General features: G+C 72.0%; 14 protein-coding genes. 11 read left to right on the forward strand and 3 right to left on the reverse strand.

Translation table 11 applies throughout. The annotated features are described in order from the left end of the window. Positions 1 to 50: 50 nt before the first annotated feature. From AC1RVY_RS21840 to AC1RVY_RS21865, 6 genes are all read left to right on the forward strand, one after another. Positions 51 to 1,205, forward strand: a complete 1,155-nt coding sequence (locus tag AC1RVY_RS21840) for an ABC transporter substrate-binding protein (protein WP_218296656.1) — start codon at positions 51 to 53, stop codon at positions 1,203 to 1,205. 8 nt (positions 1,206 to 1,213) lie between these two features. Next, a complete protein-coding gene (locus tag AC1RVY_RS21845) occupies positions 1,214 to 2,149 on the forward strand; it encodes an alpha/beta hydrolase (protein WP_492808129.1) in 936 nt (311 codons plus the stop codon). A gap of 65 nt (positions 2,150 to 2,214) precedes the next feature. Further along, positions 2,215 to 3,303 (forward strand): FecCD family ABC transporter permease, encoded by a 1,089-nt coding sequence (locus AC1RVY_RS21850; RefSeq protein ID WP_492808131.1) that lies wholly within the window; start codon positions 2,215 to 2,217, stop codon positions 3,301 to 3,303. Between the two features lie 165 nt (positions 3,304 to 3,468). Further along, entirely contained in the window at positions 3,469 to 4,290 is an 822-nt protein-coding gene (locus AC1RVY_RS21855; RefSeq protein ID WP_218296654.1) for an ABC transporter ATP-binding protein, read from the forward strand. Further along, the gene (locus AC1RVY_RS21860) at positions 4,287 to 4,616 is read left to right on the forward strand and encodes a DUF2218 domain-containing protein (protein ID WP_218296653.1); all 330 of its coding nucleotides are present in this window, start codon (positions 4,287 to 4,289) and stop codon (positions 4,614 to 4,616) included. The genes AC1RVY_RS21855 and AC1RVY_RS21860 overlap by 4 nt, the downstream gene beginning before the upstream one ends. Positions 4,617 to 4,739: 123 nt before the next feature. Beyond that, positions 4,740 to 5,825, forward strand: coding sequence for a GGDEF domain-containing protein (locus tag AC1RVY_RS21865; protein ID WP_218296652.1), 1,086 nt, complete (start codon positions 4,740 to 4,742; stop codon positions 5,823 to 5,825). A 128-nt stretch (positions 5,826 to 5,953) separates the two neighbouring features. Here the strand turns inward: AC1RVY_RS21865 and AC1RVY_RS21870 are convergent, their stop codons facing one another. Further along, the gene (locus tag AC1RVY_RS21870) at positions 5,954 to 6,805 is read right to left on the reverse strand and encodes a M48 family metallopeptidase (protein WP_218296651.1); all 852 of its coding nucleotides are present in this window, start codon (positions 6,803 to 6,805) and stop codon (positions 5,954 to 5,956) included. Positions 6,806 to 6,931: 126 nt separating this feature from the next. Here AC1RVY_RS21870 and AC1RVY_RS21875 point away from each other — a divergent pair, with 126 nt between their 5' ends. The 3 genes from AC1RVY_RS21875 (at position 6,932) to AC1RVY_RS21885 (ending at position 10,492) form a co-directional block, all read left to right on the forward strand. Continuing rightward, positions 6,932 to 8,314: an AmpG family muropeptide MFS transporter gene (locus AC1RVY_RS21875; RefSeq protein WP_369641121.1), complete on the forward strand. Its 1,383-nt coding sequence runs from the start codon at positions 6,932 to 6,934 to the stop codon at positions 8,312 to 8,314. 149 nt (positions 8,315 to 8,463) lie between these two features. After that, entirely contained in the window at positions 8,464 to 9,186 is a 723-nt protein-coding gene (locus tag AC1RVY_RS21880; protein WP_218296649.1) for a response regulator, read from the forward strand. 46 nt (positions 9,187 to 9,232) lie between these two features. Further along, the gene (locus AC1RVY_RS21885) at positions 9,233 to 10,492 is read left to right on the forward strand and encodes a HAMP domain-containing sensor histidine kinase (protein WP_218296648.1); all 1,260 of its coding nucleotides are present in this window, start codon (positions 9,233 to 9,235) and stop codon (positions 10,490 to 10,492) included. On the opposite strand, the gene AC1RVY_RS21890 is transcribed toward AC1RVY_RS21885, so the two are convergent. Beyond that, positions 10,461 to 11,744 (reverse strand): YbfB/YjiJ family MFS transporter, encoded by a 1,284-nt coding sequence (locus AC1RVY_RS21890; protein ID WP_492808135.1) that lies wholly within the window; start codon positions 11,742 to 11,744, stop codon positions 10,461 to 10,463. The genes AC1RVY_RS21885 and AC1RVY_RS21890 overlap by 32 nt on opposite strands. Positions 11,745 to 11,791: 47 nt before the next feature. On the opposite strand from AC1RVY_RS21890, the gene AC1RVY_RS21895 reads away from it, so the two are divergent. Both AC1RVY_RS21895 and AC1RVY_RS21900 read left to right on the forward strand, forming a co-directional pair. Continuing rightward, the gene (locus tag AC1RVY_RS21895; RefSeq protein ID WP_492808137.1) at positions 11,792 to 12,661 is read left to right on the forward strand and encodes a LysR substrate-binding domain-containing protein; all 870 of its coding nucleotides are present in this window, start codon (positions 11,792 to 11,794) and stop codon (positions 12,659 to 12,661) included. 55 nt (positions 12,662 to 12,716) lie between these two features. Continuing rightward, positions 12,717 to 13,877, forward strand: coding sequence for an NAD(P)H-dependent flavin oxidoreductase (locus tag AC1RVY_RS21900; RefSeq protein WP_492808139.1), 1,161 nt, complete (start codon positions 12,717 to 12,719; stop codon positions 13,875 to 13,877). 389 nt (positions 13,878 to 14,266) lie between these two features. Here AC1RVY_RS21900 and AC1RVY_RS21905 read toward each other — a convergent pair whose 3' ends face one another. Continuing rightward, positions 14,267 to 15,241 carry a glycosyltransferase gene (locus AC1RVY_RS21905; RefSeq protein ID WP_218296644.1) on the reverse strand — a complete coding sequence of 325 codons (975 nt, stop codon included), beginning with the start codon at positions 15,239 to 15,241 and terminating at the stop codon, positions 14,267 to 14,269. Positions 15,242 to 15,266 lie beyond the last annotated feature (25 nt).

Raw genomic sequence — 15,266 nt, forward strand, 5'->3', positions numbered from 1 at the left:
TGTCCATTGAACCGGCCGCCGCCGATGGCCGCCCGCACACCGTCCCTCCCATGCCCCTGATCCGTTTTTGCCCCTGGGCGCCACTGGCGGCCCTGCTCTGCGCCCTGGTCCTGGGTGCCTCGCCCACGCGCGCGCAGGGGGGCACGCAGACCGTGACCGACCTGGCGGGCCGCGCCGTCACCCTGCCGGCCAAGGTGGAGCGCATCCTGCTGGGCGAAGGCCGGCTGCTGCCCGCGCTGGGCGTGTTCGAGCGCGACGACGTGGCCCGCCGCCTGGTGGGCATGATGGGCGACTACGAGACGCTGGATGCCGCCGGCTATGCGCAGTGGCGCGGCCGTTTCCCGCAGATCGACAAGGTGCCGCGCGTGGGCCGCAACAGCAGCGGCAGCTTCAGCGACGAACAGGCCATCGCGCTGCGTCCGCAGGTCGCCATCCTGGGGCTGGCGGGTGGCCACGGCCCGAGCAAGAACGACCGCGAAACGCTGGCCCGCCTGGAGGCGGCCGGCGTGGCCGTGGTGTTCGTCGACTTCCGCCACGACCCGCTCCGCAACACGGCGCGCAGCATGGAGCTGCTGGGCGCCGTGCTGGGCAAGCGCCAGGAGGCCCAGGCGTTCAACACCTATTGGCGGGCCCAGCTCGACCGCGTGGAAGCTCGCCTGCGCACTCTGCCGGCCGGCACGCGGCACCCCGGCGTGTTCCTGGAGAACCGCGTGGGCCTGGCCGATGAATGCTGCGCCACCATGGTCGGCCTGGTGGGCGTGCTGCTGGATGCCGCCGGGGCTCAGAATGTGGCGCGCGGTCGCATTCCGGGCGAGCACGGCACGCTCAACCCCGAATTCCTGATCGCCACGCAGCCCCAGCTGTACATCGGCACCGGCATCGGCAGCATGGCCACGGCCGAGAAATCCCCCCTGCGCATCGTGCTGGGCGCCGACGCCACGCCCGAGGCCGCCCGCGCCTCGCTGGCGCGCGCCACGCAGCGCCGGGGCATCGCCCAGCTGCAGGCCGTGCAGCAGCCCGGCCGCGCGCATGCCATCTGGCACCACTACTACAACTCGCCCTTCAATGTCGTGGCGGTGCAGGTGTTCGCCAAATGGCTGCACCCCGAGCTGTTTGCCGACCTGGACCCGCGCGACACCCTGCAGACGATGTTCACCCGCTTCCAGCCCATCCCGCTGACGGGCGTGTACTGGACCAGCCTCTGATGCGCTCCATGCCCATGCCCCGCGACACCCGCCGCCGCGCGCTGCTGGCCTCTGGTGCCAGCCTGTGGCTGGCGGGCTGCGCCAGCGGCGCGCCAGAGGCGTCCCTGCTGCAGGCGGGCCCCGCGCGGCTGCCGGACACGCACCAGCTGGACCTGCGCGACCCGGCGAGCGGCCGCGTCTGGCGCATCTGGGTGCAGCAGTCCGCCGGCCCCGCGCCCGCCACCGGACACCCCGTGCTGTATGTGCTCGACGGCAATGCCGCCTTTGCGCTCGCGGCCCAGCTGGCCCGCAATGAGGCAGCGCGCCCCGCGCAGATGCGCGCGGACAGCGCCATCGTCGTGGGCATCGGCCACCCCGGCGATGCCGTGGTCCACCCCGCGCAACGCCAGCGCGACTACACGCCGCCCGCGCCCGGCGGCTCGGCCACGCCCGAGGCCGGCGGCGCGGACATCCTGCTCGACTTCATCGCGCGCGAGCTGCAGCCGCGCGTGGCGCGGGCGTTTGCCATCGACCCGCAGCGCCAGGCGCTGAGCGGGCACTCGTTCGGCGGCCTGCTGGTGCTGCACGCGCTGTTCACGCGCCCCGCGCTGTTCACCCGGTATGCGGCCACCAGCCCGTCGGTGTGGTGGAACGGCGCGCAGGTGCTGCAGACGGCATCGCAGTTCATGCAGGCGCACGCGACGGCGCCGCGCCCCTTCCGGGCCCGGCTGCAGCTGCGCGTGGGCAGCCTGGAGCAGCCCCGGGCCGCCCCCACCGCGGCACGCGCCGCCGTGCAGCACGAACGCCGCATGATCGAACGCACGCAGGCGCTGGCGGACCAGCTGGAGGCCTTGCACTGGCCCGAACTGCGCGTCCACATGGGCATATTGCCCGGCGTGGACCATGGCGGCGCCATGGCGCCGGGGCTCATCGACGCCCTGGCATGGGCCCAGCAGCCCCGCTGAAAACCGCCGCCCCGCGCCATGGAACCCTCTCGCACCCCACACGCCCAGCCCCGGAACTGCCTTCGTTGAACCCCGCCGCCCCGTCTCCCTTGCCGCCGCCCCTGGACGCGGCCCGCGCTGGTTCGCTGGCGCGGCGCTACCAGCACTTCGTGCGCCTGCGCCTGCTGCTGCTGGCCGCCCTGCTCGCCGTGCTGTGCGCCAGCGTGGTGGCCGACATCGCGCTCGGCCCCTCCACCTTCGCGTTCGCCGACGTGCTGCGGGGCCTGTTCGCCCCCGCCAGCCTGCCGCAGGCGCAGCAGGTCATCCTGTGGGAAGTGCGCCTGCCCTACGCGGTGATGGCCGTGCTGGTGGGCGCCAGCCTGGGCCTGGCGGGGGCCGAGATGCAGACCGCGCTCAACAACCCGCTGGCCAGCCCGTTCACGCTCGGGGTGTCGGCGGCGGCGGCCGTGGGCGCTTCGGCCGCCGTGGTCACGGGCTTCACGCTCGTGGCCTGGGGCGAGAACCTGGCCGTGCCGCTGTGCGCCTTCGCGGGCGCGGCCAGCGCCACGGCGCTGATCCAGTTGCTGGCCTGGCGCCAGGGCGCCACGGTGGACACCGTGGTGCTGTTCGGCATCGCGCTGCTGTTCAGCTTCGAGGCCCTGCTGTGGCTGCTGCAGTTCATCGCCGACAGCAACGCGCTGCAGCAGATCGTGTTCTGGACCATGGGCAGCCTAGGCCGCGCCACCTGGACCAAGATCGGCATCGTGGGCACCGTGCTGGCGCTGTGCATGCTCTGGTCGGCGCGCCAGGCCTGGGCCCTCACGGCGCTGCGCGCGGGCGAGGACCAGGCGCGCAGCTTCGGCATCGGGGTGGAGCGGCTGCGCCTGGTCACGCTGCTGCGCGTGAGCCTGCTGGCGGCCACCGCCCTGTCGTTCGTGGGCACCATCGGCTTCGTGGGCCTGGTGGGGCCGCACATCGCGCGCATGCTGCTGGGCGAGGACCACCGCTACTACCTGCCCGGCAGCGCGCTGGCCGGGGCGCTGATGCTGTCGCTCGCGTCCATCCTCAGCAAGGCGCTGGTGCCCGGCGTGGTGCTGCCCATCGGCATCATCACCGCGCTGGTGGGCGTGCCGCTGTTCATGGTGCTGGTGCTGCGCCAGAGAAGGGCCACATGAAGCACCCCCTGAGCCGCTGCGCGTCTTCCCCCTCTCTCACATTGCTGCGCGACGCGGGAGGAGGACGCCCCCAGCGCGGCGGGGCGGCCCTTGCGCGGGGGCGCTGGCCCGGGCCGCGTCAGTTTCATTGGCTGCCGAGGGTACGTAGCGCCATGGAGGCTTGATATGACAACCGGCCTGACCCTCGAACAACTCACCGCCGGCTACCCCGGCCGGCCCGTGCTGCAGGGCGTGGACCTGCCTGCCGTGCCCGCCGGCACGCTGGTGGCCGTGGTGGGGCCCAACGCGGTGGGCAAGTCCACGCTGCTCAAGGCCGTGGCCGGGCTGCGGCCGGCGCAGGGCCGCGTGTGGCTCGAGGGCACGGACCTGGCCACCCTGCCGCCCCGCGAGCGCCTGCGCCGCGTGGGCTACCTGCCGCAGGCGCTGCCCCAGAGCACCTCGCTCGTGGCCTACGAGACCTGGCACAGCGCCCTGCGCGCCGGGCGCAGCGACTGGAGCGCCGCCCGGCGCGAGGCGGCCATCGAATCCGTCGTGGCATCGCTGGGGCTGCAGGCGCTGGCGCTGCGCCGGCTCGATGAACTCTCGGGCGGGCAGCGCCAGATGGTGGGACTGGCGCAGGCCATCGTGCGCGCGCCGCGCCTGCTGCTGCTGGACGAGCCCACCAGCGCGCTCGACCTGCGCTGGCAGCTGCAGGTGCTGCAGGCCGTGCGCGACCTGGTGCAGCAGCAGGGCACCGTGGGCCTGGTGGCCGTGCACGACCTGAACCTGGCGCTGCGCTTTTGCCAGCAGGTGCTGGTGCTGGGCGGCGGCGGCGTGCTGGCCGCCGGCGCGCCGGCCCCGCTGCTGACCCCCGCGCTGCTGCGGCGCGCCTATGGCGTCCAGGCCCGCGTGGAGCGCTGCTCGCAAGGCAACCTGCTGGTGCTGGCCGACGCCGCGCTGCCGCTGGATGCCGCTTCTTCCATGACCACAACCAGCCCCTTCCCATGATGCGACGCCAGGGCCATGTGCCCACGCCCGACGCCAGCCGCTACCTGCAGCGCCTGTGCTACCACTTCACGCGCAAGATCACCGTGACGTATGACGAGCACCAGGGCCAGGCCCACTTTCCCTGGGGCCTGTGCCTGCTGCGGGCCGATGGCGCGGCGCTGCACTTCGACTGCAGCGCCGACGACCAGGCCAGCCTGGACCGGGTGCAGTTCGCGATCGACTCGCACGTGGAGCTGTTCTCGCGCAAGAGCCCCATGGCCGTGGACTGGCAGCCCGTGCAAACCGTCAGCGCGCCGGCGGCTGGCACGGCGCCCCCCGCCCCTTAAGCCCCAATTGCGGCCCGCCTGCCGCCCACATCGGACGATGGGCCGCGCAGGCGCTTCCTAGAATGTGACATTTTGTTATCGCGCCGCACCGGTGCCCGAACACCGGCGAGGCCCCTGCCCGCCATGGCACATTCCGCATCCGCCCGCCCCGAGCCCCGCCCGCCCCGCCCGTTCGCCATCCCGCAGCGCGGCTCCAGCCTGGCGGGCAAGGCCTACTGGGCCATGGTGCAGCGCGTGGCGCTCACGGCGGCGGCCATCGACGGCGGCTACATCGTGCTGTTCCTGTGGCTGGGGTCGCTGCCGCTGGCGGCCGTCAACCTGGTGAGCATCGCGATGTACCTGGGAGCCTACCGGCTCATCCAGTCGCGCTACAACGCGGCCGCGCTGGCGCTGATCTGGCTGGAGGTGGTGGGCCACGCGGCACTGGGCTCGCTGCTCATCGGCTGGAACAGCGGCTTTCACTACTACCTGCTGCTGTTCATTCCGGCCATCGTGATCGCCAACACGCGCGGCTTCGCGGCGCCCATGGTGATCGCGCTGCTGGCGTACTACCTGGGCCTGCAGGTGCTGTGCGACCACCTGGGGCCGCTGGCCCCCCTGCCGCCCCTGAGCGTGAAGATCGTCAACTGGATCCACATCTGCCTGGTGTTCGCGATGTCGGCGGCGCTGGCGGCGTTCTACCGCCGCACCATCCTCATCGCCGAGGGCCGGTTGCGCAAGCAGGCCACGCTGGACCCGCTGACCGGCCTGAACAACCGCAGCCACTTCGAGGCGCTGGCCGCCCACACGCTGGCCCGCGGCCAGCGCGACGGCACGCCCATCGCCCTGCTGCTGTGCGACGTGGACCACTTCAAGCGCGTGAACGACCAGTACGGCCATGCCGTGGGCGACGAGGTGCTGGTGGCCATGGCCCGCACGCTCAGCCAGAGCCTGCGCGAAGGCGACGTGCTCGCCCGCTGGGGCGGCGAGGAGTTCCTGGCGCTGATGCCCGCCAGCCCGCTCGACGCCGCCTGCGCCACGGCCGAACGCATCCGCGCCGCGGTGCAGGCAACGCCGATGGAGGTCGGCCCCGCGCCCCTGTCGCTCACCATGTCGTTTGGCGTGGCGCAGGTGCATGGCGCGGACGACCTGCAGGCCGCCATCGTGCGCGCCGACAAGGCGCTCTACGAAGCCAAGCACGCAGGCCGCAACCGCGTGAGCGTGGCCTGAGGCCAACGTCCATGCCGAGCGGGGCAGGGCACAAAAAAGGCAGCTGGCGCTTGATGGACAAGCGCAGCAAGCTACCATTTTAATAGCAACGCGGCGCCAGCACCCGGCCCCGGGGGCCGCCCGGCGCCTCAGCCGTTGCGCCGCGCCGCCTCGTACAGGCCCTGCACCTTGGGCACGTTCAGCTCCAGCTCATGGATGCGCGCGGGACCCGAGGGGTGGGTGGACAGGAACGCCAGCCCGCCCTGCTTGCTGCCGCTGGCATTGCCCATCTTCTTCCACAGGCTCACGGCGGCCGAGGGCTGGTAGCCCGCGCGGGCGGCCAGCTCCAGGCCCACCAGGTCGGCCTCGCTCTCGTCCGAGCGGCTGAACTGCAGCGTGAGCAGCTGCCCGCCCAGGCCGGCGGCCGCCTGGCCCAGGTCGCCCAGGCCCAGCAGCTGCGAGCCCAGCCGCAGCGCGAGGTTGGTGCCCTGCGTCTTGGCGATGCGCTCGCGCGCATGTTCGCGCAGCGCATGGGCCATTTCGTGGCCCATGATCATCGCGGCCTCGTCGTCGGTGAGCTTGAGCTGGTCCAGGATGCCGGTGTAGAACGCGATCTTGCCGCCGGGCATGCAGAACGCGTTGATCTGCTGGCTGCCGATGAGATTGACCTCCCAGCGCCACTGCCTGGCGCGGTCGTTCCACGGCGCGGCGTACGGGATCAGCCGCTTGGCGATGGCGTGCAGGCGCTGCAGCTGCGGATGCCCCTCGGGCGCCAGCGCGCGCTTGGCCTTGGCCTGCTGCAGCATCTGCTGGTACTGCTGGGCGGCCGAGTTTTCCAGCGTCTCGGCGGGCACCAGCTTGCGCAGGCTGGACGCCGTGCCCACGTCCACCTGCGCGAGCACCGGCGCGGCGGCAGTGGCGCCGGCCGCCAGCAGGAACGCACGGCGCGCCGACCACGGGGACGACGGTGCAACGGAGGGAGCGGGGCAGAAAAGGCACATACAGGCAATCCCTGAAGGAATAATAAGCAGCGCTGGCGCACCACACACCAGGGCTTGTCGCCAGATGGAGGCTGGCAGGCCGGGCTGCAAGGGTGTCGGCGATGATAGACAAAACCTCCGCCCCCCATGTCAGACACATCCACTTCATCCCCCCCCGGCCTCAGCCCCGAAAAGTCCGCGCGCACGCCCTGGCTGCAGACCCTGCGCGTGTACCTGGAGCCCGCCAGCCTGCGCATGCTCACGCTCGGGTTCTCCGCCGGGCTGCCGCTGCTGCTGGTGCTGGGCACGCTGAGCTTTCGCCTGCGCGAGGCGGGCATCGACCGCAGCACCATCGGGTACCTGAGCTGGGTGGGCCTGGCCTACGGTTTCAAGTGGGTGTGGGCGCCGCTGGTGGACCGCATGCCGATCCCGCTGCTCACCCGGGCCTTGGGACGGCGGCGCAGCTGGCTGCTGCTGTCGCAGGCGCTCATCGTGGGCGGACTCATCGGCATGGCGCTGGCCGACCCGCGCCAGACGCTCGGACCCATCGTGTGGTGCGCGCTGGCGGTGGCGTTCGGCTCGGCCACGCAGGACATCGCGCTCGATGCGTTCCGCATCGAATCGGCCGACGCCAACCACCAGGCCGCGCTGGCGGCCTCGTACCAGACAGGCTACCGCCTGGCCATGATCTGGGCCGGTGCGGGCGTGTTGTGGATTGCGGCGCGCTCCGAAGTGGCCCCTGCGGTGGGGCAGGTGGTGGCGCAAGGCGCGGCCGCGTACCAGAACGGCGCCTGGCAGGCGGCCTACCTGGCCATGGCGGCGTCGATGGCGGTGGGCGTGGTCACCGTGCTGTTCTCGCGCGAGCCCGCGCCCGTGCAACTGCCCCCGGCCAGAAACGCGGCCGAGTGGATCCAGGGCGCCATGGTGGAGCCCTTCGCCGACTTCCTGCGCCGCTACGGCTGGCACGCGGCGCTGATCCTGGCGCTCATCGCCGTCTATCGCATCAGCGACGTGGTGATGGGCATCATGGCCAACCCGTTCTACGTGGATATGGGCTTCACCAAGGACGAGGTGGCCGCCGTGACCAAGGTGTACGGCGTGATCATGACGCTGGCGGGCGCCTTCGTGGGCGGCGTGCTGTCGATGCGGTTTGGCGTGATGCGCATCCTGATGCTGGGCGCCATCCTGAGCGCCGCGAGCAACCTGCTGTTCGCCTGGCTGGCGGGCCACGGGCACGACGTGACGGCGCTCATCGCCGTGGTGTCGGCCGACAACCTGGCCAGCGGCATCGCGTCGGCGGCGTTCATCGCCTACCTGTCGAGCCTGACCAACGTGAGCTACTCGGCCACGCAGTACGCGCTGTTCAGCTCCATGATGCTGCTTGCCCCGAAGTTCGTGGCGGGGTTCTCGGGCGACTACGTGAATGCCTTCGGCTACGCGCACTTCTTCACGGCCACCGCGATGCTGGGGTTGCCGGTGCTGGTGCTGGTGTGGCTGGCATCCAGGGTAAAAACGGCTTCTGGCGCTTGATGGCAAGGCGCGAATAGCTATCCAATTTATAGCAATCGCCTGTTTGTCACCCCCGGCGGTTTACCGCAACTTTACGGAGGCTTCAACACGGGGAGACGCCCGCGCGCGAGCATGGGGGCTCTGTCCAGGCCTCCCACTACACTGCCCCCATGAGCTCCCAACTGCTGATGATCGAAGACGACGCCCGCCTCGCGCAGATGGTGGGCGAGTACCTGGGCCAGTCGGGCCTGCAGGTCACGCACCGCGCGGACGGCAAGAGCGGCCTGGCGCAGCTGCAGGGGCCGGACGCCGGGCCGTTGCCCGACCTCGTGATCCTGGACCTCATGCTGCCCGACATGGACGGGCTGGAGGTGTGCCGCCGCATCCGCTCGCTGCAGGGCAGCGCGGCGCAGGTGCCGGTGCTCATGCTCACCGCCAAGGGCGACCCCATGGACCGGATCATCGGCCTGGAGCTGGGCGCCGACGACTACCTGCCCAAGCCTTTCGAGCCGCGCGAGCTGCTGGCGCGCATCCGCGCCATCCTGCGGCGCCGCACCGATGGCGGCGGTGCCTCGGCGGCCACGCAGGTGCTGCGGTTCGGCACGCTGGAGATCGACCGCGACGCGCGCACCGTGACCGTGTCCGGCGAGCTGGCCGACCTCACCTCCTACCAGTTCGATTTGCTGGTGGCCCTGGCCGAGCGCGCGGGCCGCGTGCTCACGCGCGACCAGATCATGGAGGCCGTGCGCGGCCGCGAACTGGAGGCGTTCGACCGCTCCATCGACGTGCACATGGGCCGCATCCGTGCCGCCATCGAGGCCGACGCCAAGAACCCGCGCCGCATCCTCACGGTGCGCGGCGTGGGCTATGTATTCGCAAAACAACAAGACTGACCGGTGGAGCGCGGCCCTGCCACGGCGCGCACCCCCGCTTTGCTGAATGTCCCTCTCCACCCCCTTCTCCCGCCGCCTGTATCTGCGCATCTGGCTGGCCGTGGTCGGCGGCATCGCGGTGCTGACGCTGACCGTGGGCTGGGCCTGGCGCATGGCCGAAGAGCAGAAGGCGCAGAACGCGCAGCCTTTTGTGCCGCCGTCGCGCGAGATGGTGCTGCGCGACCCCGCCGGCAACCTGGTGCTGCGCGGCCTGGCCACGCGCCAGCCCAGCGAACCCGGCGAAGGGGCCGAGTTCCATATCGAGTCGGGCACCGGCCAGCCGTTCGTGCTGCAGATGGCGCCCCGCCAGCCGCGCGGCGAACGCGGCGGCCGGCCCGGCGGCCCCAACCAGGGCGACGCGGCGTTCTGGACCCGGCCGCCGTTCGGCTTCCTGTGGCTGCTGGGCATCGTGAGCCTGGCGGTGGCCGTGGGCGTGTACCCCATCATCCGGCGCCTGACCCTGCGGCTGGAGGCGCTGCAGCGCAGCGTGCAGAAGTTCGGCGAGGGCGACCTGTCGGTGCGCGTGCCCGAGCAGGGACAGGACGAGGTGGCCGACCTCGCGCGCCAGTTCAACGCCGCCGCCGCGCGCGTGGAAACGCTGGTCAAGTCGCACAAATCCCTGCTGGCCAACGCCTCGCACGAACTGCGCTCGCCGCTCACCCGCATCCGCATGGGCATGGAGCTGATGGGCGGGCAGCAGCCCTCGCCCGCGTTCCGCGAGGAAATCCTGCGCAACATCGCCGAGCTGGACCAGCTGGTGGACGAGATCCTGCTGGCCAGCCGCCTCGATGCGCGCGAGGCCGACGTGGGCACCGTGGAGCTGGTGGACCTCATCGGCCTGGCCGCCGAGGAATGCGCGCGCGTGGATGCCGACCTGGATGTGAGCTCCAGCGCCGACTCCGTGGACGTGCGCGGCGTCTCCAAGCTGCTGCGCCGCGCCATCCGCAACCTGCTGGAAAACGCCCGGCGCTACAGCACGGGCGAGATCACGGTGGTGGTGCACCGCCGCCAGGGCCACGCCGAGGTGCGCGTGTGCGACCGGGGACCAGGCGTGCCAGCCAGCCAGCGCGAACGCATCTTCGAGCCCTTCTACCGCCTGCCGGGCGCCAGCGAGCGCGCGGGGGGCGTGGGCCTGGGGCTGGCCTTGGTGCGCTCCATCGCAGGGCGCCACAACGGCACCGTGCACTGCGAGGACCGCGAGGGCGGTGGCGCCTGCTTCGTGCTGCGCCTGCCGGTCAGCACGGCTGGCGCCAGCGCCATGCCATGACGCCGTAGAGCACGGCCCCCAGCACCAGCACCGACCCCGCCACGCCCAGCGCCCAGTCAAAACCCTGCGCCTGCGAACCCGCGCGTGCCAGCAGCGCCGCCGCCATGGGCGGCCCCACGATCTGGCCGATGCCATAGAGCGCGGTCATCAGGCCGGTGAAGCCCGCGCCCGCCTGGGGCCACTGGTGGCGCGCCTCCTGCAAGGCAAAAAACGTGATGGCGGTGAACGGCAGCCCCAGCAACAGGCTGCCCAGCGCGAACCCCGCGCGCCCCGGCCAGAGCAGGCCCAGCCCGATGGCCGCCGCCTGCAGCAGGTAGGCCCAGGCCAGCAGCATGCGCCGGTCGCGGGTGGGTGCGATCCGTGTGGAGAGCAGCGCGCCCAGCGCCACGCCCGCGCCGAAGAGCGGCCAGAACAGGTCGGGCCAGACCGATCCGGCGGGCAGCGCCGCGCGTGCGATGACGGGCAGGAAGGTGGCCGTGACGATGTACCCCAGGCCCGCGAGGCCGTAGGCCACGGCCAGGAGGGTCCGCTCGGCCACGGGGCGCGCGGGCGCAGAGGCGCCGCCTGCGGCCGCCCCCGCGGCCGGGGCGTCCACCCCCTGGAACACCGCCCACGCCCCCGCGCACAGCACGGCCGCCAGTGCGCTGAAGGCCGCCCAGCCCGCCGCGGCGCTCCAGCCCGCAGCCACCATGGCGCTGGTGGGCAGGCCGGTGATGACGATGCCCAACCCCGGCCCGCAGAAAATCAGCCCCCCCAGGGCCGGGCGCCCCAGGTGCGCCAGCCGCCCCATGCACCAGTTGGCCGTGCCCAGGAACACCAGCGCGCTGGCCACGCCCGCGAGCAGGCGCAGCAGGGGCCAAAAGGCCGGCCACGGCACGGCCAGCAGCCCCGTGAGCAGCACCGTGGCCACGAGCCCGCCGCGCACCAGCGCCGCGTTGCCGGGCACGCCGCCCAGGCGCCGGCCCAGCCAGGGCAAGGCCATGTAGAGCAGCGCCCCCGCGAGGTAGCCGGCGTAGTTGGCCGTGGCCAGCCAGCTGCCCGTGGCGATGTCCACCACGCCGTCGTGCAGCATCATGGGCAAGAGCGGGGTGAAGGCAAAACGGCCGATGCCCATGGCCGCCGCCAGCGCGGCCATGCCGGCCAGGGCGACCTGCAGGGCCGTGGCGCCGTCAGCGCGCCGGGAGGTGGAAGGGGAAAGAGACGCCGGGTTCACGGTGGGGACATGGGGTTGCCACGGGGAATGCTGTTGCATATCATCTTAGCAAGAGATTGAATTTTTGTAATTCATACTTTTTCATGATGGACAAAGGGCCACCCCCGCTCGACCTCGCCGCTCTCGACATCTTCCGCACCGTGGCGGCGGAGGGCAGCGTCACGCGCGCGGCCGAGCGTTTGCAGCGCGTGCAGTCCAACGTGACCACGCGGGTGCGCCAGCTGGAGTCCGACCTGGGCACCCCGCTGTTCCTGCGCGAGGGCAAGCGCATGGCGCTCACGCCCGAGGGCGAGGTGCTGCTGGGCTATGCCGACCGGCTGCTCGCGCTGGCCGAGGAAGCCCGCCAGGCGCTGCACCCGGGGCCGCCCGCCGGCCGCCTGCGCCTGGGGTCGATGGAAAGCACCGCGGCGAGCCGCCTGCCCGCGCCGCTCGCGCGCCTGCACCGCCAGTGGCCCGGAGTGGCGCTGGAGCTCACGACCGCCGCGACCCGCGTGCTCGTGGAACGCCTGCGCGCGCATGCGCTCGATGCGGTGCTGGTGGCCTGGCCGCCGGGCCAGCCCGCCGACCCGGCCTTGGAAACCCGGCCGGTGTTCACCGAAGAGCTGCTGCTGGTCCTGCCCGCCGGCCACCCGCATGCCGCCGGGCCCGACCAGGTGCAGCCCGGCACGCTGGCGGTGTTCGAACCCGGCTGCACCTACCGCCGCATCGCGCAGGACTGGTTCGCGCCACGGCGCGAGCCCATGCAGCTGCTGGAACTGGGCTCGTACCACGCCATCCTGGCCAGTGTGGCGGGCGGCGGCTGCGCGGGCATCGTGCCGCGCTCGGTGCTCAGCATCTCGCCGAACGCGGCCCTGCTGAGCCAGCAGCCGATCACCACCATCACCACCTTGCTGACCTGGCGCCAAGGCTACCGCTCGGCCGCGCTCAATGCGCTGCAGCAGGTGCTGGTCGAGTGACCGCCTTCAGCTCGTTTCCCCCTTTATTTCCTTCTTTCTTTCACGGAACGTCACCATGCCCGACCGCAGCCTGCGCACCGCCCTCTCCCTTCGCCTGCCCATCGTGCAGGGGCCCATGACCGGTGCCGACACGCCGGCCCTGGCGGCCGCCGTGTCCGCCGCGGGCGGGCTGGGCACGCTGGGCTGCGGCATGCGCTCGCCGGCGGCCATGGCCGAGGCCGCCGCCGAGGTGCGCCGCCGCACCGACCGGCCCTTCGGGCTCAACCTGTTCGTGCAGGACACACCCGCGCCCGATGCCGCCACCGTCGAGCAGGCGCTGGCCCGCGTGGCCCCGCTGTACGCCGAGTTCGGCCTGCAGGCCGCCGTGCCCGCGCGCTGGTGCGAGGACTTCCCTGCGCAATTCGAGGCCCTGGTCGAGGCCCGGCCCGCCGTGGCGAGCTTCACCTTCGGCATCCTCACTGCCGCGCAGGTCGAGCGCCTGCACCACGCGGGCTGCTACGTGATCGGCACCGCCACCACGGTGGCCGAGGCCCTGGCCTGGGCCGACGTGGGGGCCGATGCGGTCTGCGCGTCGGGCATGGAGGCCGGGGGCCACCGCGGCACCTTTTTGCCCATGGGCCGGCCGCAGGCCGAAGGGCTTGCCCCCGCGGACGCCACCGTGCGCGCGGGCGTGCCATCGCAGGCCGACTTTGCCGCCGCGATGGTGGGCACGCTCGCGCTGGTGCCACAGTGCGTGGATGCGCTGCGCCCACGCGGCGTGGCCGTGATCGCGGCGGGCGGCATCATGGATGGACGCGGCATCGCCGCCGCGCAGGCGCTGGGGGCCGAGGCGGTACAGATGGGCACGGCCTTCCTCGCCTGCGACGAATCGGGCATCGGCCGCGCCTACCGCGATGCCATGGCCCAGGCCATCGCCACCGACACGCGCACCACCCGCGTGTTCTCGGGCCGCCCCGCGCGCGGCATCGTCAACCCCATGCTGCAGCGCCTGCATGCGCACGAGACGGAGGTGCCGGCCTACCCGGTGCAGAACGCCCTCACCGGCGCCCTGCGCCGGGCCAGCGCCGAAGCCGGCCGCGCCGACCACCTGTCCCTCTGGGCCGGCCAGGGCGTCGCCGCCGTGCGCCCCATGCCCGCCGCCGCGCTGGTGGCCGCGCTGGAAGCGGAATGGCGGACGGCGCTGGCCGCGCAGGCAGCGTTGCTGCAAGCGCATTGACGCTATCTATTCGATAGCTTCTAGCGCTTACTGGACAAGCGCTATCGGCAATTCAACCAGGATTCTCTGGAGAGTGATCGGGCGTTGCAACACCGTGTACGCCCTGGCTTCGACAGGCTCAGCCCGAACGGGTGGGAGTGATGGAGGCAGTGCGGACGGTCAAGCCCGGTCTCTGCAAAGCGCGCGGCCCCGCCAGTGCACCCGTGGAACCGGCTTTGCCGGGCCAGAGGGTGCGTCCCCCTGTGGGGGAAGCGGCGCAGCCGCGCAGGGAGAGGCCCCGGTCCTCGCAACTGGCGCGCCCCTGACGCCAGTGCACCCGTGGAACCGGCTTTGCCGGGCCACCGGGTGCGTCCCCCTCGGGGGATGGCGCGCAGCGCCTCAGGGGGGCTTCACTGCCTCCAGGGCAGTTCGCGCGCAGGCCCCTGGATCACCGGCGGCTGGGCATTGATCTTCTCGCCTGCGAGCACACGTTCGTACATCCGCAGGTAATTGCGCGCCATGCGCTCGGCGCTGAAATGGTCGACCACGTGCTGGTGGCAGGCGCGCGCATCGAAACGGTTGCCACGCACCGCCTCGGCCAGCACGTTCGCCTCGGCCGACAGCACGCCGCAGTGCAGCGGCACCAGCTCGGGCAGCGCGCCATAGGGCGTGGAAAACACCGGGCAGCCGAAGTACAGGCTCTCGATCACCGCCAGCCCGAAGGGTTCGTGCCAGCGCACCGGAAAGATCAGCCCGCGCGATGCGTTGAGCAAGCCCGTCTTCTGCGTGCCGCCCACCATGCCGTGGAAATGGATCTTGCGCGACAGTGTCCAGCGAAAGCCGCGCTTGAAATTGATCCGCGTGCCGCCCAGCACATCCAGCTCCACACCCGCGCGCAGTGCCACCTTGATGGCGCCGCGCACGTTCTTCACGCCCCACGCCGCCTTGCCCAGGAAGTGGTAGCGCGGGCGCGGCGATTGGAAGTCCACCGGGCCGTAGCCGCTCCAGTCCAGGCCGTTGTAGACGAACTCGGTGGAGCCATACCGCGCGGCGTGGTCGCGCGACAGGAACACCGTGTTGAGTGGCAGCGGCTTGGGCTTGCGCGCGTTGCCGTGCTCGGTCACCAGGTACGGCTTGGCCAGCTCGGTACGGGGGTTGAACTGGAAGTGCGTGATGTCCACGCCCTTCGGGATCTGCCCCTCCCACGGCTCGTCCGGGCGGATGGGCAGCACGTCGCCGAAGTCGCAGGTCGAACCCTCGGGCACCAGGTAGCTCACGCGGTGGCCCTGCTGGACGAGTGTCTTGCCCAGGTCCCAGATCACGCGCTCGGTTCCCCCGTAGCCGTAGACGGGGATGGGGGAGTTGTTGACCAGCAGGATGTGCATGAAGAATGCCTCTGTCTCAGTTGTC

Source organism: Acidovorax sp. GW821-FHT11A03 (assembly GCF_058809075.1).